Origin of the sequence: Streptomyces sp. WMMB303 (assembly GCF_029351045.1) — a bacterium.
Lineage (GTDB): Bacteria > Actinomycetota > Actinomycetes > Streptomycetales > Streptomycetaceae > Streptomyces.
On the sequence record NZ_JARKIN010000001.1, the window covers coordinates 2413394 to 2435331 of the forward strand.

Annotated in this window: 24 protein-coding genes, 1 tRNA gene and 1 riboswitch; of the genes, 10 read left to right on the top strand and 15 right to left on the bottom strand. The window is 71.8% G+C overall.

Annotation, left to right across the window (positions count from 1 at the left end; genetic code table 11):
- The first annotated feature begins 200 nt into the window (after positions 1–200).
- On the top strand, positions 201–3086 hold the full coding sequence (locus P2424_RS10885) for a transglycosylase domain-containing protein (protein WP_276475563.1): 2886 nt from the start codon (positions 201–203) through the stop codon (positions 3084–3086).
- Between the two features lie 167 nt (positions 3087–3253).
- Positions 3254–3322, top strand: a riboswitch (guanidine-III (ykkC-III) riboswitch).
- Between the two features lie 29 nt (positions 3323–3351).
- Positions 3352–3672 carry a multidrug efflux SMR transporter gene (locus P2424_RS10890; protein WP_276475564.1) on the top strand — a complete coding sequence of 107 codons (321 nt, stop codon included), beginning with the start codon at positions 3352–3354 and terminating at the stop codon, positions 3670–3672.
- Positions 3673–3748: 76 nt separating this feature from the next.
- Here the strand turns inward: P2424_RS10890 and P2424_RS10895 are convergent, their stop codons facing one another.
- Entirely contained in the window at positions 3749–4051 is a 303-nt protein-coding gene (locus P2424_RS10895) for a co-chaperone GroES (protein WP_051271644.1), read from the bottom strand.
- A gap of 73 nt (positions 4052–4124) precedes the next feature.
- The gene (locus P2424_RS10900) at positions 4125–4475 is read right to left on the bottom strand and encodes a DUF3618 domain-containing protein (RefSeq protein WP_276475565.1); all 351 of its coding nucleotides are present in this window, start codon (positions 4473–4475) and stop codon (positions 4125–4127) included.
- A gap of 217 nt (positions 4476–4692) precedes the next feature.
- Here P2424_RS10900 and bcp point away from each other — a divergent pair, with 217 nt between their 5' ends.
- The 3 genes from bcp to P2424_RS10915 all read left to right on the top strand — a co-directional run bounded on the left by bcp (position 4693) and on the right by P2424_RS10915 (position 6912).
- The gene (gene bcp / locus P2424_RS10905; RefSeq protein WP_276475566.1) at positions 4693–5169 is read left to right on the top strand and encodes a thioredoxin-dependent thiol peroxidase; all 477 of its coding nucleotides are present in this window, start codon (positions 4693–4695) and stop codon (positions 5167–5169) included.
- Between the two features lie 61 nt (positions 5170–5230).
- Entirely contained in the window at positions 5231–6739 is a 1509-nt protein-coding gene (locus tag P2424_RS10910) for an MFS transporter (RefSeq protein WP_276475567.1), read from the top strand.
- 91 nt (positions 6740–6830) lie between these two features.
- Positions 6831–6912: transfer RNA gene (locus tag P2424_RS10915), tRNA-Leu, on the top strand.
- A 13-nt stretch (positions 6913–6925) separates the two neighbouring features.
- Here the strand turns inward: P2424_RS10915 and rdgB are convergent.
- The 4 genes from rdgB to P2424_RS10935 form a co-directional block, all read right to left on the bottom strand.
- The gene (gene rdgB, locus P2424_RS10920; RefSeq protein WP_276475568.1) at positions 6926–7540 is read right to left on the bottom strand and encodes an RdgB/HAM1 family non-canonical purine NTP pyrophosphatase; all 615 of its coding nucleotides are present in this window, start codon (positions 7538–7540) and stop codon (positions 6926–6928) included.
- Positions 7541–7573: 33 nt separating this feature from the next.
- Entirely contained in the window at positions 7574–7897 is a 324-nt protein-coding gene (locus P2424_RS10925) for a hypothetical protein (protein ID WP_276478922.1), read from the bottom strand.
- A gap of 195 nt (positions 7898–8092) precedes the next feature.
- Complete coding sequence (gene rph, locus P2424_RS10930) at positions 8093–8818, bottom strand: ribonuclease PH (protein ID WP_276475569.1); 726 nt, start codon at positions 8816–8818, stop codon at positions 8093–8095.
- An 86-nt stretch (positions 8819–8904) separates the two neighbouring features.
- The gene (locus P2424_RS10935; RefSeq protein ID WP_272944204.1) at positions 8905–9195 is read right to left on the bottom strand and encodes a PTS glucose/sucrose transporter subunit IIB; all 291 of its coding nucleotides are present in this window, start codon (positions 9193–9195) and stop codon (positions 8905–8907) included.
- 192 nt (positions 9196–9387) lie between these two features.
- Here P2424_RS10935 and P2424_RS10940 point away from each other — a divergent pair, with 192 nt between their 5' ends.
- Both P2424_RS10940 and P2424_RS10945 read left to right on the top strand, forming a co-directional pair.
- Positions 9388–10689 (top strand): PTS transporter subunit EIIC, encoded by a 1302-nt coding sequence (locus P2424_RS10940; protein ID WP_276475570.1) that lies wholly within the window; start codon positions 9388–9390, stop codon positions 10687–10689.
- 226 nt (positions 10690–10915) lie between these two features.
- On the top strand, positions 10916–12157 hold the full coding sequence (locus tag P2424_RS10945) for a PTS transporter subunit EIIC (protein ID WP_276475571.1): 1242 nt from the start codon (positions 10916–10918) through the stop codon (positions 12155–12157).
- A gap of 51 nt (positions 12158–12208) precedes the next feature.
- Here the strand turns inward: P2424_RS10945 and P2424_RS10950 are convergent, their stop codons facing one another.
- A complete protein-coding gene (locus tag P2424_RS10950) occupies positions 12209–12970 on the bottom strand; it encodes an MBL fold metallo-hydrolase (protein ID WP_276475572.1) in 762 nt (253 codons plus the stop codon).
- A 229-nt stretch (positions 12971–13199) separates the two neighbouring features.
- On the opposite strand from P2424_RS10950, the gene P2424_RS10955 reads away from it, so the two are divergent.
- Complete coding sequence (locus P2424_RS10955) at positions 13200–13619, top strand: type II toxin-antitoxin system PemK/MazF family toxin (RefSeq protein WP_276475573.1); 420 nt, start codon at positions 13200–13202, stop codon at positions 13617–13619.
- Positions 13620–13668: 49 nt separating this feature from the next.
- Here P2424_RS10955 and P2424_RS10960 read toward each other — a convergent pair whose 3' ends face one another.
- From P2424_RS10960 to clpS, 7 genes are all read right to left on the bottom strand, one after another.
- The gene (locus P2424_RS10960) at positions 13669–14619 is read right to left on the bottom strand and encodes a cysteine synthase (RefSeq protein ID WP_276475574.1); all 951 of its coding nucleotides are present in this window, start codon (positions 14617–14619) and stop codon (positions 13669–13671) included.
- Positions 14619–14930: a MoaD/ThiS family protein gene (locus tag P2424_RS10965; protein WP_276475575.1), complete on the bottom strand. Its 312-nt coding sequence runs from the start codon at positions 14928–14930 to the stop codon at positions 14619–14621. The genes P2424_RS10960 and P2424_RS10965 overlap by 1 nt, the downstream gene beginning before the upstream one ends.
- A 134-nt stretch (positions 14931–15064) precedes the next feature.
- Positions 15065–15175, bottom strand: coding sequence for a putative leader peptide (locus P2424_RS30980; protein WP_019357021.1), 111 nt, complete (start codon positions 15173–15175; stop codon positions 15065–15067).
- 101 nt (positions 15176–15276) lie between these two features.
- Entirely contained in the window at positions 15277–15702 is a 426-nt protein-coding gene (locus P2424_RS10970; protein ID WP_276475576.1) for a M67 family metallopeptidase, read from the bottom strand.
- A 135-nt stretch (positions 15703–15837) separates the two neighbouring features.
- Positions 15838–17196 (bottom strand): amino acid permease, encoded by a 1359-nt coding sequence (locus P2424_RS10975; RefSeq protein WP_276478923.1) that lies wholly within the window; start codon positions 17194–17196, stop codon positions 15838–15840.
- A 598-nt stretch (positions 17197–17794) separates the two neighbouring features.
- The gene (locus P2424_RS10980; RefSeq protein ID WP_276475577.1) at positions 17795–18505 is read right to left on the bottom strand and encodes a DUF2017 domain-containing protein; all 711 of its coding nucleotides are present in this window, start codon (positions 18503–18505) and stop codon (positions 17795–17797) included.
- Complete coding sequence (clpS, locus tag P2424_RS10985; RefSeq protein ID WP_019357017.1) at positions 18505–18816, bottom strand: ATP-dependent Clp protease adapter ClpS; 312 nt, start codon at positions 18814–18816, stop codon at positions 18505–18507. Before clpS ends, P2424_RS10980 begins: the two co-directional genes overlap by 1 nt.
- 180 nt (positions 18817–18996) lie before the next feature.
- On the opposite strand from clpS, the gene P2424_RS10990 reads away from it, so the two are divergent.
- Both P2424_RS10990 and P2424_RS10995 read left to right on the top strand, forming a co-directional pair.
- Positions 18997–20316 carry a nicotinate phosphoribosyltransferase gene (locus P2424_RS10990; protein ID WP_276478924.1) on the top strand — a complete coding sequence of 440 codons (1320 nt, stop codon included), beginning with the start codon at positions 18997–18999 and terminating at the stop codon, positions 20314–20316.
- A gap of 175 nt (positions 20317–20491) precedes the next feature.
- Entirely contained in the window at positions 20492–21085 is a 594-nt protein-coding gene (locus P2424_RS10995; protein ID WP_276475578.1) for an isochorismatase family protein, read from the top strand.
- A gap of 154 nt (positions 21086–21239) precedes the next feature.
- On the opposite strand, the gene P2424_RS11000 is transcribed toward P2424_RS10995, so the two are convergent.
- Positions 21240–21506 (bottom strand): hypothetical protein, encoded by a 267-nt coding sequence (locus tag P2424_RS11000; protein WP_276478925.1) that lies wholly within the window; start codon positions 21504–21506, stop codon positions 21240–21242.
- Between the last annotated feature and the right edge of the window lie 432 nt (positions 21507–21938).

Consider the following 21938-nt stretch of genomic DNA (forward strand, 5'->3'; position numbering starts at 1 on the left):
CGTCTCTTCCATAGCACTGCCGTGCGAACACCGCATGTGGACGAAGCCGATGAGCCTAGTCCACGGGCCGGGTGGGCGACCATCGAATATCCACCGGGCCGGGCTACCGCCCCGCGGCCGTTCTCCGGTACGGCGGGTGCGAAAGTGTTCTACGGGGCGTACGAGCATCGCCCGCCATTGGACGAGGAGTCCCTGCAGACATGAGTGACGAGCCGAACCGCGACGCCGACGGCCGGGAGCCGGAGTCGGACGGCCCGCCAGCGCAGACCCCCCGGCGGCAGCCGGGCCCGGCCGAGGCCGAGAGCACCGCGGCCGCCGAGGGGAGTGCGGGGACCCCGCCGGAGCGCCCGGCGGCCGACGCGCGCCCGGGGCAGCCCGCGGCGGGCACCGACCCGAAGGCCGCGGCGCCGGAGCCGGACGCGCGGGACGAGCAGCCGGGCGCCCCGGACGAGGAGCCGGAGGCGCCCGCGGAGCCGCCGGCCGCCGCGGACGGAAAGCCGGCCGCCGCGGACGGAAAGCCGGCCGCCGCGGACGAGGAGCCGGCCGAGGCACCGGGGGGTTCCATATCCGCGGCGGAGCAGTCCGCCCGTTCCGGGTACCCCGCGACACCCGAGGCGTCCGCGTCGCCCCGGGAGCCGGAACGAGACGGACAGTCCGCTCCGGCGGGGGCGTCCGACCCGCCCGAGAAGCCCGCACCGCCGTCACCGGCCGACCCGGCCGCGACTGCCGCCGTTCCCCTGGGGCAGGGCCCGGCCGGGGACGGTCCCGCATCCGAGGAGAGCGGCAGTCTCATGGCGAACACCCCCGAGGCGGAGCAGGGCAAAGCCGCCAAGAAGGCCAAGAAGGCCGCCAAGAAGCAGAAGCGCCGCCGCACCGGATGGCGCAGGCTGCTGCCCACCTGGCGGATGGTGCTCGGCGGCTTCCTGCTGGTCGTCCTGGCGGTGTCGGGTGCGCTCGTGGCCGGATACCTGCTGGTGAGCATTCCGGCCCCGAACGACGCCGCCGCGGCGCAGACCAACGTCTACCTGTACGCGGACGGCAGCCAGATCGCCCGGGACGGCGACATCAACCGGGAGAACGTCACTCTCGGCAAGGTGCCGAAGACGACCCAGCACGCGGTGCTGGCCGCCGAGGACCGCGACTTCTACCACGAGTCCGCCGTCGACCCGCAGGCGATGGCCCGCGCGGGCTGGAAGATGATCACCGGCGGCGAGCGGCAGTCCGGCTCGACGATCACCCAGCAGTACGTGAAGAACTACTACCTGAGCCAGGACCAGACGGTCACCCGCAAGGCCAAGGAGTTCTTCATCGCGCTCAAGCTGGACAACGAGGTCAGCAAGAACGACATCCTGCAGGGCTACCTCAACACCAGCTACTTCGGCCGGAACGCCTACGGCATCCAGTCGGCCGCGCACGCCTACTACGGCAAGGACGTCAACGAGCTGACCACCGGCGAGGGCGCCTACCTGGCCGCGCTGGTCAACTCGCCCAACGCCTACGACACCCGCGCCCACCCGGAGAGCAAGGACCGCGCCGTCGCCCGCTGGAACTACGTGCTGGACGGCATGGTCAAGGAGGGCTGGCTGAGCAAGAGCGACCGCATGGGCATGAAGTTCCCCGAGCCGCACAAGGTCAAGCCGCCCCGGAACCTGTCCGGCGAGCGCGGCTACCTCGTGGACGCGGTCAAGAACTACCTGATCGGCAACGAGATCATCGACGAGCGGCGGCTGGCGGCCGGCGGCTTCCGGATCACCACCACGTTCCAGCCGAAGAAGCAGAAGGCTATGCGGGACGCGGTCGACGACGAACTGATGGCGAAGCTGGACCGGAAGAACCGCAAGGTCGACAGCTACGTCCGCGCGGGCGGCGCCTCGGTCGACCCGAAGACCGGCAAGATCGTCGCGATGTACGGCGGCATCGGCTACACCAAGCAGTACACGAACAACGCGACCCGCCGGGACTACCAGGTCGGGTCCACCTTCAAGCCGTTCCTGTTCACCTCGGCCATCCAGAACCGGTCCACCACCCAGGACGGCCGGCTCATCCGGGCCGACACCGTCTACGACGGCACCAACAAGCGCGAGGTGGTGAGCGACGGACGCGGTACGGGATACGCGCCCGCCAACGAGGACCAGCGCTCCTACGGGAAGATCCCCGTCTCGACCGCGATGGACAAGTCGGTCAACAGCGTCTTCGCCCAGATGGGGATCGACGTCGGCCCCAAGAACGTCAAGGAGACCGCCATCGACCTGGGCATCCCCGAGGACGCGCCCAACCTGACCGAGAACGGCTCCATCGCGCTCGGCGTCACCACGGCCTCGGTGCTCGACATGGCGGAGGCATACGCCACGCTGGCCAACCACGGCAAGCACGGCCACTACAGCATGGTGGAGAAGGCCACCCGCGGCGGTGAGGTCATCAACCTGCCCGACCCCGACCCCGTGCACGCCGTCCCCCGGGAGGCCGCCGACTCCACGACGGCCACGCTGCGCAGCGTCGTCCAGGGCGGCACCGGTACCGCGGCCCAGGCCGCCGGGCGTCCGGCCGCGGGCAAGACCGGCACCGCCGAGGAGGACAAGGCGGCCTGGTTCGCGGGCTACACCCCGGACCTGTCCACCGTCGTGGCGGTGATGGGGCAGAACCCGAAGACGGCCGTGCAGGAACCGCTCTACGGAACGGGCGGCCGGCCCCGGGTGAACGGCGGCGGCTTCCCGACCCAGATCTGGGCCGCCTACACCAAGAAGGCGCTGGAGGGCCGCCCGGCCAAGGACTTCGATCTGGACACGGCCGGGAAGGGGAACGTGTCGCCCAGCCAACCGCCGTTCAGCACGGACCCGTCGGGTCAGGCTCCGTCGGACCGGCCGAGCGACGAGCCCTCGCGGCCCGAGGAGCCGAGCGACCGGCCGTCGACCCCGTCGACGCCGCCCTCCAGGCCGCCGTCCACCCCGCCCTCGAGCCCCCCGGCCACCGGCGGCGCCGACGGCGGTGGCAGCGGCGATCCCGGCGGCGGGGACGGCGCCGTCGGCGGGAACGGGAACGGCGGCCCCGGGGGCGACGGCGCCTCCGGGGACCCCGGCGGCCTCTGAGGCGGCACTCCCCCGGGAGCTCGTGGCGCGACACGCACCGGCCCCCGGGGGCGGATGATCCCGTGACCGGCGGCGGTGACCCGTCGCCGGCGGTGCCCGGCCGCCCCGCGGTCCGCCGCGGGTGAGCCGGGCCACCACCCCCGGGCGCCCGGTTTGCTACGGTCCCGGGACCGGCCCGATTTCCCGGGCCGGTCCCGACGAGACGCGCCGTACCGGGCCCGGAAAGACGACGCACCCCCGCAGTCGAACTCACGGAGGTGCCGTCATGGCCTGGATCCTGCTCGTCGTCGCCGGTCTCGTCGAAGTGGCCTGGGCGATCGGCCTCACCTTCACCGAGGGCTTCACCCGGCTGTGGCCCAGCGTCCTGACCGCCGCCGGGTTCGCCACCAGCATGGTGCTGCTGGCCCTCGCCGTGAAGTCCCTGCCGATCGGTACCGCCTACGGCGTCTGGGTCGGCATCGGCGCGGCGGGCGCCGCCCTCGTCGGCATGCTGGTGCTGGGCGAGCCGGTGACCCCGGCGCGGATCTTCTTCATCGCGCTGCTGCTGGTGGCCGTGGTCGGCCTCAAGGCGACCTCGGGCCACTGACTGCGGGCGCGGCCGGGGGCCCGGACCGCCGACCGGGGTCGGGCCACCGACCGGGGCCGAGGGCGGTCCGGCGGTCCTAGAGGTACAGACCGGTGGAGTCGTCGGTGTCCTGGAGGCGTTCGGCGGCCACCGCGTGCAGATCGCGTTCGCGCATCAGGACGTAGGCGACTCCCCGCACCTCGACCTCGGCGCGGTCCTCCGGGTCGTAGAGCACCCGGTCCCCGGGCTCCACCGTGCGCACGTGCTGGCCGACGGCGACCACCTCGGCCCAGTCCAGCTTGCGTCCCACGGCTGCCGTGGCGGGGATCACGATGCCGCCGGAGGAGCGGCGCTCGCCCTCGCCGGTGTCGGTCCGTACGAGCACGCGGTCGTGCAGCATCCGGATCGGCAGCTTGTCATCGTGCGCGGAGGCGGGGGTCTTTGGGCTCACCGGGAGACCGTATCTCAGCGCCTCACTTGCGGGCCCGGCGAGCCCGCCGCCCGCCGGGCCTGCGCCGGGAGGAGAGGGTCAGGACGCCACCGACCAGGACAGCGGTCAGCACCGCGGCCGGTACCACCCGCTCCAGCCGCGGGGCGCCGTCCTCGCTGACGAACTGGGCCCGCACGTCGGACACCGCGCGGTTGGCGACCACGTACGCACGCCCCGCGGTGCGGTCCACCGCGGCGGCGGCGCGCGCCTTGGCGTCGCCGACGATGGTCTTCGGGTGGACGCGTACGGCGATCTCGTCCAGCGCGACGGCGAGTTCCTGCCGCCTGCGGATGATGTCCGCCTCGATGTCCGCGGGGGTCCTGGCTTCCGGCACCGAGCTGCCTCCGTCGCTGTCAGTCCTGCGTCCTGCCGTGTGTCAGCGGCCATCCTGTCAGCTCGCCGGGCCCGCCGCCCCACGGCACCCCCGATCGGCGGCCTCCGGCTACGCTCGGGCAGGGTCGGCCCCGCCGCCACCGCGGAGACGTACCGCATGTGCAGGTGAGTACCGCGGCGGCCGCCGGAGGAAACCCACAGGAGACGAAGGAGCCCCGATGAGCGCACGACTCGAGCCCGGCGACACCGCCCCCGCCTTCACGCTGCCGGACGCCGACGGCAAGGAGGTGTCGCTGGCCGACCACCGGGGCCGCAAGGTGATCGTCTACTTCTACCCGGCGGCGCTGACCCCCGGCTGCACGAAGCAGGCCTGCGACTTCACCGACAACCTCGAACTGCTGGCCGGTCAGGGATACGACGTCATCGGCGTCTCCCCGGACAAGCCGGAGAAGCTGGCGAAGTTCCGGGAGCAGGAATCGCTGAAGGTCACCCTCGTCGGCGACCCCGGCAAGGAGACGATGGAGGCGTACGGCGCCTTCGGCGAGAAGAAGCTCTACGGCAAGACCGTCACCGGGGTCATCCGCTCCACGGTCGTCCTGGACGAGGAGGGCCGGGTCGAGCGGGCGCTGTACAACGTGAAGGCCACCGGGCACGTCGCCAAGCTGCTCAGGGACCTGGCGCTGGCTTCGGAGTGATCGTGCGCCGCCTCCCGAAGCGGTCCGTATAGGGAGGTCGAGCGGGTGGTACCCATGGGGAATGAAGCACGAGGACCAGCCCCCGGATCCGGCCGCGCTCAAGCGGCACCGGTACCTTTTCCGTGCCGTGCGCCGCAGACGGGATCCGAAAGTCCGCCTCAGCGACATCACCGTGACGGACGAACCGACGGTCAAACGTGCCACCAAGGCCGCCGCTGTCGGTAATGCCATGGAGTGGTTCGACTTCGGGATCTACGCGTATCTCGCGGTCACCATCGGCAAGGTCTTCTTCCCCGGCGGCGGCAGCACCCAACTGCTGGCCTCGTTCACCGCCTTCGCGGCCTCCTTCCTGGTGCGGCCGCTGGGCGGACTGTTCTTCGGTCCGCTCGGCGACCGCATCGGGCGCAAGAAGGTGCTCGCCCTGACGATGGTGCTGATGGCGGCGGGCACCTTCTGCATCGGGCTGATCCCCTCCTACTCCTCCATCGGCCTCGCCTCGCCGGTACTGCTGCTGCTGTGCCGGCTGGTGCAGGGCTTCTCCACCGGCGGCGAGTACGGCGGCGCCGCCACCTTCATCGCGGAGTACGCGCCGGACCGACGCCGCGGCTACTTCGGCAGCTTCCTGGAGCTGGGCACCCTCACCGGCTACACCGGGGCCGCCGCACTGGTGCTGGTGCTGAACACCGCGCTGGGCGACGCCTCGATGCTGCAGTGGGGCTGGCGTATCCCGTTCCTGGTGGGCGGGCCGATCGGGGTCGTCGGCCTGTATCTGCGGATGAAGCTGGACGAGACCCCGGCCTTCCGGAAGCGCGTCGAGCAGCTCGCTCCCTCCCCCGAGGCGGGCGCGGCGGAGGCGAGCGAGCCGAGGCTCTCGGGGAACGTGCCGCAGAAAGAGTTGAAGTCCATCTTCTCCGAGCAGTGGCGCACGCTCCTGCTGTGCGTCTGCCTGGTGGCCGCCTACAACGTCACGGACTACATGCTGCTCTCGTACATGCCGGCCTATCTGACCGACTCCCTCGGGTACGAGAACTCCATGGAGCTGATCGCGGCCATCATCACGATGGTGGCGATGGCGGCGGTCATCCAGCGGATCGGGCACCTCAACGACCGCTTCGGCCGCAAGCCCGTCCTGATGGCGGGCATGGTGGGCTTCTTCGTGCTGACCGTCCCGGTCTTCGCCCTCTTCCAGCAGGGCAGCTTCGCCGCGGTACTGGTCGGGCTGCTGGCGCTCGGCGCCTGCCTGGTGTGCCTGCTGGGCACGATGTCGGCGACGCTGCCCGCGCTCTTCCCCACCGATGTGCGCTACGGCTCGCTCTCCATCGGCTACAACGTGGCGACCTCGCTGTTCGGCGGCACCGCGCCCGGTGTGATGACCTATCTGGTCGACAGCACCGGGGACAAGCTGGCCCCGGCCTACTACGCCTCCGGTGCGGCGCTGCTCGGCATCATCGCGGTGGCCCTGATGAAGGAGACGGCCCGGCGGCCGCTGGCCGGCTCACCCCCCTCGGTCAGCACCCCGGAGGAGGCCCGCGCGCTGGCCCGGGCCGAGAACCACGAGCCCACGTTCTGACCGCGCCGGGCGGCGGCGGGCGCCGGCCCGGTACCGCATGCCCGCCCCCGGCCCGGCGCCCGGCCAGGCGGGCGCAGTACGATACGTCCGCGCGCGAGTGCCGGAATTGGTAGACGGGACGGCTTTAGGTGCCGGTGTCTTCGGACGTGGGGGTTCGAGTCCCCCCTCGCGCACTCTGAGGGGGTCTCAGTCCGAACCGAGCAGTTCCCGGACGGCGGGGGCCAGTGCGCGGAACGCCTCGCCGCGGTGGCTGATCGCGTTCTTCTCCTCCGGTTCGAGTTCCGCGCAGGTCCGGGACTCGCCCTCGGGCTGCAGGATCGGGTCGTAGCCGAAGCCGCCGTCGCCCGCGGGGGCGTGCCGGAGGGTGCCGCGCAGCCGCCCGCTGACGACGCGTTCGCTGCCGTCGGGCAGCGCGAGGGCGGCCGCGCACTCGAAGTGGGCGGCGCGGTGCGCGGTGTCGATGTCGGCGAGCTGGGCCAGCAGCAGGTCCAGATTGGCGGCGTCGTCCCCGTGCCGGCCGGCCCAGCGTGCCGAGAAGATACCGGGTGCTCCGCCGAGTACGTCGACACAGAGCCCGGAGTCGTCCGCGACGGCGGGCAGCCCGGTGGCGCGTGCGAGGGCGTGCGCCTTGAGGAGCGCGTTCTCCGCGAACGTCACCCCCGTCTCCTTGACGTCGGGCACCTCGGGGTGGGCGTCCGCGCCCACCAGGTCCAGTTCGAGGCCCGCGTCGGCGAGGATCGCCTTCAGCTCGACGACCTTGTGGGCGTTGCGGGTGGCCAGGATCAGGCGCTGGGTGCTCATGGCCACCCAGTATCTCCCTGCCGGGGGCGCGGTTCAGCCGGGGGTGCAGACCTGTGTCAGCTCGTCGGCCGCGTCGGTCACCGGCCCGGTCCGCGGGGTGCGCCCGGCCTCCACGTCGGAGCGGACGCTGTCGGCCGCCTTCTGCAATCGGGAGACGGACTCGGCGATGTCGCCGTCGTCCGTCTCCTCGGATATCGCGTCGAGGTTCTTGTCGATCCGGTCCAGGGCCTGCTTCGCCTGGGCCGGGTCCTCGCCCGCGTCGGAGACGGCCTGCCGAAGGTCGTCCACGGAGCGGGCGACGGTCACCGCCGTACCCGCGCAGTCCAGTGTCCGGTCGACGGCCGAGCAGCCCGCCATCGCCGGTACGGTCAGCACGACAGCCGTGACGGCAGCCGTTGTCAGAGCAGTCCTCCTGCGTGACACCTCAGCGTCCCCTCCCCGAGACTGGTCGGGCCGCACGGTTCGACACGTGCGGCCCGCACCCCGTCAGACGCGTAAAGCAGGGGCAAAGTTCCCCCGCCCGTCCGGATTTCCGGGCCTTGGCCCTCCGGTTCAGCGTCCCAGCGCCGTGCGCTGCGCACCGTCGAGCTGGGCGCAGCCGGCGACCGCGAGATCGAGCAGCCCGTTGAGCTCCTCGCGGGCGAAGGGCTCGCCCTCGGCGGTGCCCTGCACCTCCACGAAGCGCCCGTCGCCGGTGCAGACGACGTTCATGTCGGTCTCGGCGCGCACGTCCTCCTCGTAGCGCAGGTCGAGCATCGGCACGCCGTCGACGATGCCGACGCTCACGGCGGCGACGGTACCGGTCAGCGGCTTCACCTTGGCCTTGACGAGCTTGCGCTCCTGCGCCCAGGCGATCGCGTCGGCCAGTGCGACGTAGGCGCCGGTGATGGCCGCGGTGCGGGTGCCGCCGTCCGCCTGGAGGACGTCGCAGTCGAGCACGATGGTGTTCTCGCCCAGCGCCTTGTAGTCCACGACGGCCCGCAGCGAGCGGCCGACGAGGCGGGAGATCTCATGGGTGCGGCCGCCGATCCGGCCGCGCACGGACTCGCGGTCGCCACGCGTGTTGGTGGCACGCGGCAGCATGGCGTACTCCGCGGTGACCCAGCCCTCGCCGCTGCCCTTGCGCCAGCGGGGCACGCCCTCGGTGAGGCTGGCGGTGCACAGCACCCGGGTGTCGCCGAAGGAGACCAGGACGGAGCCTTCGGCGTGCTTGCTCCAACCGCGCTCGATCGTGACGGGTCGCAGCTCCTCGGCCGTACGGCCGTCGATACGTGACATGGGGGCGAGCGTATCCCCGGCCGGGGGCCCGGGCCGAACGCGGCCCCGGGCCGCCGGGCGGCGGGCGGGCCCGGCCGGGGGGCGGCTCACATCATGTCTTCGATCTCCGCTGCGATGGGGTCGGCGTCGGTGCCGATGACGACCTGGATCGCGGTCCCCATCTTGACCACGCCGTGGGCGCCCGCGCTCTTGAGGGCGGCCTCGTCGACGAGGGAGGGGTCACCGACCTCGGTGCGGAGGCGGGTGATGCAGCCCTCGACCTCTTCGATGTTCTCGAGCCCGCCGAGTCCGGCGACGATCTTCTCAGCCTTGCTGGCCATGTCCTTCTCCTGTGTTCCCGCCCGGTGGACGCTGTGGCGTTGCTGGCATCGGTGGATCTTTTGTCACGTTAGCCCACGATCAGCCCAGCTTTGCGCGCGCCGGTGCGCTCTCTGGCGAATGATGACGCTTACTGGTGCCGCGAGGGCGTCCACCGCCGTACGACGGTCTCCCGAAGCCAGTAGTGGTCTACACCAGTATGCGTCAGTCGCCCGGCCGGCGGACGGGCGGCCGACCAGTCAGGAGGGGCCGTGAGCGCCAACGCCGCAGCCGGGCCGGGGAGGAAGTGGACCTCCGGATTCTTCCAGGGCCTGCAGAAGATGGGCCGCAGCCTCCAGCTCCCCATCGCCGTACTCCCGGCCGCGGGCATCCTCAACCGGCTCGGCCAGCCGGACATCTTCGGCGACGACGGGCTGGGCTGGACGGATGTGGCCAAAGTCTTCCTCGGCGCGGGCAGCGCGCTGCTCGACTCGGCGCTCGGTCTGCCGCTGCTGTTCTGCGTGGGCGTGGCCATCGGCATGGCCAAGAAGGCGGACGGCTCGACCGCGCTCGCCGCCGTCGCCGGCTTCCTGGTCTACTACAACATCCTCCAGCAGTTCCCCGACTGCCCCTCCGGCACCAGCTACGACGCCGAGCTGGGAACCTGCCTGGCCAAGGACAGCACCGCGGCCGGGGCCGCCTCCTTCCAGAACCCGGGGGTCTTCGGCGGCATCATCGTCGGACTGCTGACCGCGTGGTTCTGGCAGCGCTTCCACCGGGTGAAGCTCGTGGACTGGCTGGGCTTCTTCAACGGCCGCCGACTGGTGCCGATCATCATGGCCTTCGTCGCACTGGTCTTCGCGGTGCTGTGCCAGTGGGTGTGGCCGCCCGTCGGCGACGGGCTCACCAGCTTCTCGAAGTGGATGTCGGACCTGGGCGCCTGGGGCGCGGGGATCTTCGGCATCGCCAACCGGGCACTGATCCCGATCGGGATGCACCAGTTCCTCAACACCTTCATGTGGTTCCAGTTCGGCAGCTACAAGAAGCCGGACGGCGAGATCGTGCACGGCGACATCAACCGCTTCCTGGCCGGCGACCCGGACGCCGGGCAGTTCCTCACCGGGTTCTTCCCGATCATGATGTTCGCGCTGCCCGCCGCCGCGCTGGCCATCACGCACGCGGCCCGGCCCGAGCGCCGCAAGGTCGTCGGCGGTCTGATGCTCTCGACGGCGCTGACCTCGTTCGTCACCGGCGTGACCGAGCCGATCGAGTTCTCCTTCCTCTTCGTGGCCCCGGTGCTGTACGTCATCCACGTCCTGCTGACGGGCGTCTCGATGGCCCTCACCTGGGGGCTCGGCGTGCACGACGGCTTCAGCTTCTCCGCCGGGCTGATCGACTACGTCATCAACTGGAGCCTGGCCACCAAACCCTGGCTGATCATCCCGATCGGACTGTGCTTCGCGGCGGTCTACTACGTGATCTTCCGCGTCGTGATCTCCGCGTTCGACCTCAAGACTCCCGGGCGGGAGCCGGAGGAGATCGCGGAGGAGATCGAGAAGGACATCACCCGGTAGCGGCGCTCCGCGCGGAGCCGGCGCCCGACCGCGGCGCCGGCGCCTGCCCGCCGTCGGCTCCGGCGGCCGCGGGCAGGTGCCGGACGTTGCCCAGATCACCCGGAAGAGACCGTTCCGCCATGCGCCGGGGCCGTGCTACTAATGGTCTACACCACTATGTGGACTAGACCACCAGCGGGCTGCCTCCTCCCTGTGCAGCACCCGCTCCACCTGGAGGAACACCCCCATGAGCACGGACACCGCTGCTCCCGCGAAGAAGCGGGGCTCCGGACTGTTCCAAGGACTGCAGAAGGTCGGACGCAGCCTGCAGCTGCCCATCGCAGTCCTCCCCGCCGCAGGCATCCTCAACCGGCTCGGCCAGCCCGACGTCTTCGGCGACGAGGGACTGAAGTGGCACGACGTCGCCGCCGCGTTCGCCGGCGCGGGCGGCGCCATCTTCGACAACCTGCCGCTGCTGTTCTGCATCGGCGTCGCCATCGGCTTCGCCAAGAAGTCCGACGGCTCCACGGCGCTCGCCGCCCTCGTCGGCTTCCTCGTCTACAAGAACGTCCTGGAGGCGTTCCCCGTCCACGAGGCCGTGGTCAAGGCGGGCGAGGACACCCCCGCCGTCTACAACGACCCCGGAGTGCTCGGCGGCGTCCTGATGGGACTGATAGCCGCGGTCGTCTGGCAGCGCTACCACCGCACCAAACTGGTGGACTGGCTGGGCTTCTTCAACGGCCGCCGGCTGGTGCCGATCATCATGGCCTTCGTCGGCCTCGTGGTCGGCGTGGCCTTCACCCTGGTCTGGGGACCGATCGGGGACGCCATCACCGCGTTCGGCGAGTGGATGACCGGGCTCGGCGCCACCGGCGCGGGCATCTTCGGCCTGATCAACCGGGCGTTGATCCCGGTCGGCATGCACCAGTTCCTCAACACGGTCGCCTGGTTCCAGCTCGGTGACTTCACGAACGCCTCCGGGGACGTCGTGCACGGCGACATCGCCCGGTTCTTCGCGGGCGACCCGAGCGCGGGCCAGTTCATGTCCGGCTTCTTCCCGATCATGATGTTCGGACTGCCCGCCGCCGCGCTGGCCATCGCGCACTGCGCCAAGCCGCACCGCCGCAAGGCCGTGACCGGCATGATGGTCTCGCTCGCGCTGACCTCGTTCGTCACCGGCATCACCGAACCGATCGAGTTCACCTTCATGTTCATCGCACCGGTGCTGTATGTGGTGCACGCGGTGCTCACGGCCCTCTCGATGGCGGTGACCTGGCTGCTCGGGGTCCACCACGGCTTCAGCTTCTCGGCGGGCTTCATCGACTACGCCATCAACTGGAGCCTGGCCACCAAACCCTGGCTGATCATCCCGATCGGACTGTGCTTCGCGGCGGTCTACTATGTGATCTTCCGCTTCCTGATCGTGAAGCTGGACATCAAGACCCCGGGCCGCGAACCGGACGACGAGGTCGAGGACCTGACCAAGTGACACGCGCCGGCGTGCCGCGCGGCCCCCGCCGCCGCGGCACGCCGGCCGGCTTCAGAACTCGTACACCGCACCGGCCCGGGCCATCTCCACCGGCCCGGCGAAGACCGCCTTCGCGTCCCGCAGGTTGATCTGCGGATCCGTCCACGGCGGTACATGGGTGAGCACCAGCCGCGCGGCACCGGCCCGTGCCGCGACCTCCCCGGCCTCCCGTCCGTTCAGATGGAGGCCGGGGATCTGCTCCTTGCCGTCCGTGAACGACGCCTCGCACAGGAACAGGTCCGCGTCCCGCGCCGCCAGTTCGAGTGCCGGACAGGGCCCGGTGTCACCCGAGTACGTGAGGACCCGCCCGCTCTCCCGGTGCTCGATGCGGAACGCGTACGCCTCCACCGGATGCTCGACCCGCTCCGTGCGCACCCGGAAGGGTCCCGCCTCGAAGCTGCCGCCGGGCGCGAGCGTGCGGAAGGCGAAGACCTCGCTCATCGACGACTCGGACGGGGTGTCGGCGTAGGCGGTGGTGAGCCGCTGCTCGGTGCCGGGCGGGCCGTACACCGGGAGGGGAGCGCAACGGCCGCCCTCGTGACGGTAGTAGCGGGCCACGAAGTAGCCGCACATGTCGATGCAGTGGTCCGCGTGCAGATGGCTGAGCGCGATCGCGTCGAGGTCGTAGAGCCCGCAGTGGCGCTGCAGCTCACCGAGCGCGCCGTTGCCCATGTCCAGGAGCAGCCGGAAGCCGTCGGCCTCGACGAGATAGCTCGAACAGGGCGATTCCGTGGACGGGAACGACCCGGAACAGCCGACGACGGTGAGCTTCATGGAGCGGGAACCTCCGTTGACGGCTGCGGGAGAAGTCCCCATCTGGTTGACGAGGGGACTTCCGAGCGTAAGCCGCGCGGGTCGGGTCGGCTCCTCGATGCGGCGGTGGTGTGGGCGGAATCACCAGCCCGGGGTAGCGTCGTTCCCCGGGCGGTCCCCGCGCAAACGCCGCACGGTGTCGGGAGGGACACCCCGAAGACCTCGCAGGCGTGGCGGAGGCGGAACGGACATGGACACCAGGTGGTGGCTGGCGCTCGGCGGCGTCGTGCTGCTCGCATTCGTGGCGGCGCTCGTGGACGGCCGGGGACGGCTGGGACCCCGCAGCCCCGCGGAACCGGGCGGGCGGGGCAGGAAGCCGCGGGCCGAGCGGGCGGCACCACGCCCCCGGCCCGGGGAGATCTGGCGGACCAGCCTGCCGGACGGCAGCGAGCCGCTCTTCCTCGTCCTCGCGGTGCGCACGGACGGCGCCCGGCTGGCCCGGCTCACGCCGGAGCCCACCGCGCTTCCCGTCCTCCCGGAGGACGCCGCGGCCGGTCCCGCCTATCTGGAGCCGGAGAGCCTGGCCGAGGCCGGGCTCGGCCGGCTCCGCACCCGCTGCGGCGAGGTCGACCCGGACACCTGGGAGCGGGTCCGGCACCTGGCCGGCTGACCGGGTGCCGAAAACCGGGACCGGCCCCGGGCAGCCGGGGGCCGGGCCGCTACGCCCAGAGCTGGCCCTGGACGGCGGCGACCGCGTCCTCGTCGGACTCGGCGGTGTACAGGCCGGTCGACAGATACTTCCAGCCGCCGTCCGCCACCAGGAAGACGATGTCGGCGCTCTCCCCCGCCTTCACGGCCCGGCGGCCCACCCCGATCGCGGCGTGCAGCGCGGCGCCGGTGGAGACACCGGCGAAGATGCCTTCCTGCGCGAGGAGTTCCCTGGTGCGGGTCACCGCGTCCGCGGAGCCGACCGAGAAGCGCGTGGTGAGCACCGACTCGTCGTAGAGCTCCGGCACGAAGCCCTCGTCCAGGTTGCGCAGCCCGTACACCAGGTCGTCGTAGCGCGGCTCGGCTGCCACGATCTTCACGTCCGGGCGGTGCTCGCGCAGATAGCGGCCCGCTCCCATCAGGGTGCCGGTGGTGCCGAGACCCGCCACGAAGTGGGTGACGGACGGCAGGTCGGCGAGGATCTCGGGGCCGGTGGTGGCGTAGTGCGCGCCCGCGTTGTCCGGGTTCCCGTACTGGTAGAGCATCACCCAGTCCGGGTGCTCGGCGGCCAGTTCCTTGGCCACTCGGACGGCCGTGTTGGAGCCGCCCGCCGCGGGCGAGGAGACGATCTCGGCGCCCCACATGGCCAGCAGCTGGCGGCGCTCCTCGCTGGTGTTCTCCGGCATCACGCAGACGATGCGGTAGCCCTTGAGCCGGGCCGCCATGGCCAGGGAGATGCCGGTGTTCCCGGAGGTCGGCTCCAGGATGGTGCAGCCGGGCCGCAACCGGCCGTCCTTCTCGGCCTGTTCGACCATGTGGAGCGCCGGACGGTCCTTGATGGAGCCCGTGGGGTTGCGGTCCTCCAGCTTCGCCCAGATCCGCACCTGGTCGGAGGGCGAGAGGCGGGCCAGCCGCACCAGCGGGGTGTTGCCGACCGCCTCGAGCGGGGAGTCGTAGCGCATCAGCGCATGTCCAGCCGGCGGCCCGCCGGCCGCGCACCGGAGCCCCCGGCGACGGCCGGGAGGATCGTGACGCTGTCGCCGTCGCCGAGCCGGGTCGAGATGCCGTCGAGGAAGCGCACGTCCTCGTCGTTGAGGTAGACGTTCACGAACCGGCGCAGCTCGCCGCCGTCCACCAGGCGCGCCTGGATGCCGGTGTGGCGGCTCTCCAGGTCGGTGAAGAGCTCGCCGATGGTGGCGCCCGAGCCCTCGACGACCTTCTGGTCGCCGGTGTAGGTGCGGAGGATGGTCGGAATGCGGACCTCGATGGCCATGAGAGAGCTCCCGTCGGAGAGGAAAGAGGGCTGGCTGTTCGGCGTGCGGATGGCTGCGCGCGCATGCTCCGTACCGCGGGCAGGGGGAATGACGGGGCCCGGGCGCGCACTGCGGCACCGGTGGGGGCGCCGCGTCAGGACAGCGGACAGATCGCGCTGGCGAGGCGGCACAGGTCGACGTGCAGGCGCGCCACGAGCACACTGCCCGGGGCCTTCTCGAATGCGCTCACGTCGGGGACAACCATGGGCTCATCGTAACGATTCCCGGACGGGAAATCGGATGCCGGTTTCATGATGCGGACGGAACCGTCTCAGAATGGTCGGGGACAGGGCGTTGAGCAGGTACTCAGTAGCTCTCGACGACCACGACCTCTTCCTCGGTCACCTCGCCGTCCACGATGCGGAACGAGCGGAAGGAGAAGGGACCCTCCTCGTTGCCGCACTCGGCGGTGGAGACGAGCACGTAGTGCGCACCGGGCTCGTTGGCGTAGGAGATGTCCGTCCGCGAGGGGTATGCCTCGGTCGCGGTGTGCGAGTGGTAGATCACGACCGGTTCCTCGTCCCGGTCGTCCATCTCGCGGTAGAGCTTGAGCAGGTCCGAGGAGTCGAACTCGTAGAACGTCGGCGAGCGCGCGGCGTTCAGCATCGGGATGAAGCGCTCCGGGCGGCCCTTGCCGACCGGTCCGGCGATCACGCCGCACGCCTCGTCCGGGTGGTCCGCGCGGGCGTGGGCGACGATCCGGTCCTGCAGCTCCTGGGTGATGGTCAGCATGGGGGCAAGGATAAGCACGCGACCGGCGGCACCCGCCGGAGAGGGCTGCCGGTCAGGAGCCGTCCGGCGGGCGGGCCCGGGGCGCGCGGGGGCGCGGCAGCGGTGCCGGGCGCCGGTGACCCGCTGCGGGGTCGCTCAGGGCTGCTCCGGCTGTTCGGCCGGGGGCACGGGCGGAGCCTGCCGGGCGAAGACGTGCGGGGTGCGGGCCTTGACCACGAAGTACGAGACGGTCAGCAGCAGCGCCCAGATCGGTGCGGCGTAGAGCGAGACCCGGGCGTCCGGGTCGAAGCCCATCAGTGCGATCACCAGGAAGATGAAGGCCAGGGCCGCGATGCCGGTCCAGGGCGCGCCGGGCATCCGGAAGTCGGAGCGGCGCAGCTCGCCCCGGTCGGCACCGGCCCGGTAGCGCAGCTGGGAGCAGAGGATCATGATCCAGGCCCACATGCCGGAGATGGTGGCGAAGGAGACGACGTAGTCGAACGCCTTGGACGGCCACTCGTAGTTGATCCATACGCCGACCGACATCAGCGCGGCCGAGGCGGTGGTCCCGACGAACGGCAGACCGGTACCGGAGAGCCGGGTGAACAGCCGCGGGCCCTGGCCGTTGAGTGCCAGGTCGCGCAGCATCCGGCCGGTGGAGTACATCCCCGAGTTGCACGAGGAGAGCGCCGCGGTCAGCACCACGAAGTTGACGACGGCCGCCCCCGCGGGCAGTCCGATGCGCTGGAACGCGGCGACGAACGGGCTGGTGCCCGGCTCGAACGCGGTCCAGGAGACGACCGAGAGGATGACGACCAGCGAGCCGATGTAGAACAGTGCGATCCGCCAGGGCACGGTGCGGATCGCCCGGGGCAGCACCTTGGCCGGGTCGGCGGCCTCGCCCGCGGTGACGCCGACCAGTTCGACGGCGAGGAACGAGAACATCACGATCTGCAGCGTCATCAGGGTGCTCCCGACGCCGTTGGGGAAGATCCCGTCGTGCTGGTAGAGGTTGCCGACCGACGCGGTGTCACCGGCCTGCGAGAAGCCCAGTGTGAGCACTCCGAGGCCGATCAGGATCATGCCGACGATCGCGGTCACCTTGATCATCGAGAACCAGAACTCCAGCTCCCCGAAGAGCTTCACGGAGATCAGGTTGATGCCGTAGAGGGCGACGGTGAACACCAGTGCGGAGATCCACGGCTGGACGCTCCACCAGTAGTTCACATAGGTCGCGGCGGCCGTCACCTCGGTGATGCCGGTGACGACCCAGAAGAGCCAGTAGGTCCACCCGGTGACGAACCCCCAGTAGGGTCCGAGCAGTTCCCGTGCGTACTCGGAGAACGAGCCGGAGACCGGGCGGTACATCAGCAGTTCGCCCAGCGCACGCATGATCACGTAGATGACGGCGCCCGCGACGAGATACGCCAGGATGATGCTGGGCCCGGCCTTGTGGATGGACTTGCCCGCGCCCAGGAAGAGCCCGGTTCCGATGGCTCCGCCGATGGCGATCATCTGGATCTGCCGGCCGCCCAGCCCCCGCCGGTAGCCCTCCGGCGAGCCGCCGGAGGCAGCGCCCCCGGCGCCGTCCGCCGCGGTGCCGGATGCCGGGTCCGGTACCGGATCATGGTCCTCGACCTCGGAGGTCATCTGGTGCGCCTTTCGCCGTACCGGTCCGGCCCGCTGCGGATCGCGCCCGATCCCCGGCCGGGGTCGTCCGGGCAGGCGGCCGGCCCGCGGTGCGCCGCTGTGCGGCAGGGGCGGCACCCGGGGCCGCAGCCGGACGTGGGAGGCGTACCACGCGGAGCGGCCGGCGACGCAGGACGCACGGCGCGGCGGTGACGGAGACGGCGGCGGTACGGGAGGCGGCGCGGCGGACCGCCCCGGCGATCGCCTCGTAGGGCGCGCGGCGGCGGCGTGCGGCACGGTGGCCGTGCGGCAGCGGCACGAATACCCGACCGGGTGAACGGCGCGGAGGCCAGCGCACGTCATGGCCATGCCATACCAGGTGACCGCCCCGCGCCGTGCCATGCCGCGTCACGAGCCCTCGAGCGCGCTCCGGCGACCCCGCACGGGGGGAGGGCCGCCGGAGTGAAGGTTCCGCCGGAGCGGTTCAGTCGGTGCCGGTGCCCGGCAGCAGCGTCTCCACCAAGGTCTCCTGCAGCCCGCCCAGCCACAGGTAGGCCATCACCATGGGCTTGCGCTCGTCGGTGTCGGGCAGCCGGTAGAGCTCGTCGTCGCTGTCGTCGCTCACCTCGAGGCGGGTGCCGATGGCCAGCCGCAGGTCGTTGAGCGCGCCCAGCCACTGCTGGGACTGCTCCGGGGTCAGGGTGAGCACGGCGCCCCGCTCCCCCGGCGTCAGCCCGTCCAGCGCCCGCACCACCGCGAGTCCGGCCTCCCTCTTGTGGGCCCGCAGGTCGTTCTCGGTGTAGCGGCGGAACTCCGCGGCGGCGGCCCGGTCCTGCTCGGCCCGCGCGGCCTCGCCACTGCCGGGCTCCAGGTCCTCGGCGGGCGCGGCATCCGGCCCGGGACCGTAGGCGTCGGGGAAGAGCCGGGCCAGCACCGGGTCGGCGGGCGGCTCGCTGGGCCCCTCGGCGAACGGCGGCCAGGAGACCGCCTCGATGCCCGCCAGCTCCTCCTCCATGCTGCCGCCGCCGGTCGCGCCGGAGGTCCCGGCCTCCTGCGGGGGCGGGTCGGCGGGTTCGCTGCCCGGGCCGATCAGCTCCAGGAGCTGCACCGCGAGGCTGCGCAGGATCGAGATCTCCACCTCGTCCAGCGCGATGGCGGCGCCGCCGTCGCCGGTCGGCTCGAAGTGCCCGGCCATCAGCGGTCCTGGGTGAGCGTGGCCCACAGGCCGTAGCCGTGCATGGCCTGCACGTCGCGCTCCATCTCCTCGCGGGTCCCGCTGGAGACGATGGCGCGCCCCTTGTGGTGGACGTCGAGCATCAGTTTCTTCGCCTTCTCCTTCGAATAGCCGAAGTACGCCTGGAACACGTACGTCACGTAGCTCATGAGGTTGACCGGGTCGTTGTGCACGACGGTCACCCAGGGCACATCCGGCTCGGGAACCTCTACGGGTTCCTCGGTGGTCTCCGGGCGCTCGATCTCCGTGGGGGCGACACTCACGGGTCCCATGCTGCCACTCGGCACCCGGGGGCGCCCAAACAGCTCCCCCCGAGTCCCGTATATCGTCAGGCTGACGAGATCCGGGGTACGCTCGCAGCGACCGACCCGAACACACGAGGTGAGGCAGCAGTGCTGGATTCCCCAGGGGGGCAGCCCCCGCACGACTCCCGGCAGGAACACGCCCGGCGGATGGAGACGGGGCTGCCGGTGGAGGTGCCCTCCACCGCGCTCTTCACCGACCAGTACGAGCTGACCATGCTGCAGGCCGCGCTGCGCGCCGGGACGTCCGGACGCCGCTCCGCCTTCGAGGTCTTCACCCGCCGGCTGCCCGAGGGCCGCCGCTACGGTGTCGTCGCGGGTACCGGGCGGGTGCTGGACGCGGTGGAGAACTTCCGCTTCGACGGTCAGCTGCTCGACTTCCTGCGCGAGACCCGCGTGGTGGACGAGCCGACCCTCGAACGGCTGGCCGACTACCGCTTCGGCGGCGACATCCTGGGCTACCCGGAGGGCGAGGTCTACTTCCCCGGCTCCCCGATCCTGCGCGTGGAGGGCACGTTCGCCGAGTGCGTGCTGCTGGAGACGGTGATCCTCTCCATCCTCAACCACGACTCCGCCGTGGCCGCCGCGGCCTCCCGGATGGCGGTGGCCGCAGCCGACCGCCCGCTGATCGAGATGGGCGCCCGCCGCACCCACGAACTCGGAGCCGTGGCCGCCGCCCGGGCCGCCTACGTCGGAGGCTTCGACACCACCTCCGACCTGGCCGCCGGCTTCCGCTACCGGATCCCCACCGTCGGCACCAGCGCCCACGCCTTCACCCTGCTGCACGACACCGAGCGGGACGCCTTCACCGCACAGGTCGACTCCCTGGGCAGCGGTACGACGCTGCTGGTGGACACCTACGACGTGGCCGAAGCGGTGCGCACCGCGGTCGAGGTCGCCGGCCCGGAGCTGGGCGCCGTCCGCATCGACTCCGGGGACCTGCTGCTGGTGGCCCACCGGGTGCGCCAGCAGCTCGACGACCTGGGCGCGCACCGGACCCGGATCGTGGTCACCAGCGACCTGGACGAGTACGCCATCGCCTCGCTGGCCGCGGCCCCGGTGGACGCCTACGGCGTGGGCACCCAACTGGTCACCGGCAGCGGCCACCCGACCTGCTCGATGGTCTACAAGCTGGTGGCCCGCGCCGACTCCGACACTCCCGGGGCACCGCTCCGACCGGTGGCCAAGCGTTCGACCGGCGGCAAGACCTCCATCGGCGGGGCCAAATGGGCCGCCCGGCCGGTGGACGCGGACGGAACCGCCACGGCGGAGATCGTGGGCACCGGCGAGGTGCCGCCCGAGCTTGCCGGACACCTGCTCCAGGAGAAGCTGGTCGACCAGGGCACCGTCGTCGGCCGCGAGCCCCTGGACGCCGCCCGCGACCGCCACCGGGCGGCACGCGCCCGGCTGCCGGTGTCCGCGACCCAGCTCTCCCGCGGTGAGCCGGTACTCCCCGTCGAGCACGTGTAACCCCCGGTACGGTGATCCGCGGCAGCGGCGTCCGCACACTGCCGCCGGGCCACGCGAGTGTCTAGTCTCGGAGGTGACGGGCGGCGGCGCCCTCTCACGTCCGCCGAGGGCACCCGCCCCGCCACTCCCCGGTCCCGCCCCTCCCAGTCGACCCACCAGCCGAAAGGTGTGCACCATGCACCGGGCACTGATCGTCGTGGACGTCCAGAACGACTTCTGCGAAGGCGGCAGCCTCGCCGTCGCGGGCGGCGCCGACGTCGCGGCCGCCATCACCGACCTGGTCGGGGACGCCTCCGCCGGTTACCGCCATGTCGTGGCGACCCGGGACGCGCACATCGACCCCGGCGAGCACTTCTCCACCGACCCGGACTACCGGCACTCCTGGCCGCCGCACTGCGTGGCGGGCACCGAGGGCGTGGGCTTCCACCCCAACTTCACGCCGGCCGTCGCCTCCGGCGCCATCGAGGCGGTCTTCGACAAGGGCGCCCACACCGCCGCCTACAGCGGTTTCGAGGGCGCCGACGAGAACGGCGTCCCGCTGGCGGACTGGCTGCGCCGGCGGCAGGTGACCGAGGTGGACGTCGTCGGCATCGCCACGGACCACTGCGTGCGCGAGACCGCGCTGGACGCGGCCCGCGAGGGTTTCCGCACCCAGGTGCTGCTCGACCTGACCGCGGGCGTCGCCGAGGAGACCGTCCAGCGGGCGCTGGACGAGCTGCGCGCAGGGGGCGTGGAGCTGACCGGCAAGCCCGTGGTCGCCCCGGCCTAGAGCCGCTCACCGGGGCTCGGGGCCCGCGCCCCTGCCCGGGCTCCGGGGGTGTACGGAGCGTCCCGAGCCGACGGACCCGGCCGCGGGCGGCTGCCGCCCCGGCCTCCGGCCCGTGAAGGAGCCGGAGGCCGGGGCGGGACGCAGGACGCGGGGGTCAGGCCGGGGTGACGCGCAGCAGGGCCGCGATGGGGCGCCAGGAGTTGCGGTCGTCGTCCGGGACGGCACGCCAGACCAGCCCCTCGGGGTGGTGCAGCACCGCCGTGACCTCGTCCGCGGTGGGCGGTTCCGTGTTGCCGCGCAGGTAGATCGCCCGCAGGCCGAGGTTCCGCAGCCTGGTCAGTGCGCGGGCGCGGTTCCCGGCGTGCACCAGCACCCGGACGCGCTGCTCCTCGCTGGGTCTGCGCACCACAGCCTCACGCACCGTGTGCGGTTCGTCCGCGAACGCCGACCAGCGCCGCGAGGCCGGCAGCAGCCCGGAGCGTCCCGGGGCGGGCGCGACGGCGGAGCGAGGGGCTCCGCTTCCGCTCCCGCTCCGCGCACCCGGGGCGGCGGCGCCGGCGCCGGCACTGTGCGGCTCGCGCGGCACCGGAAGCGTCAGCGCGACGATCACGCTGCCGTCCGGAAGCCTGACGAATCCGCCTCCTGACATGATCACCATCTCCCCCGTGAGACTCGTTCGGGTCGGTCGATACGGGGACGCGCCGAGGCATCCCCACCATGCATCTAAACGCGATCGAGCGCCGATCGCCAGGGGGTAACGGATGATCATGTTTTGACCTGCAACGATGCAAACAAATTCATACCTGGGTTGCACGGCCGTCGATCACCTGTACCCGACCACCCGTTTGTGGAT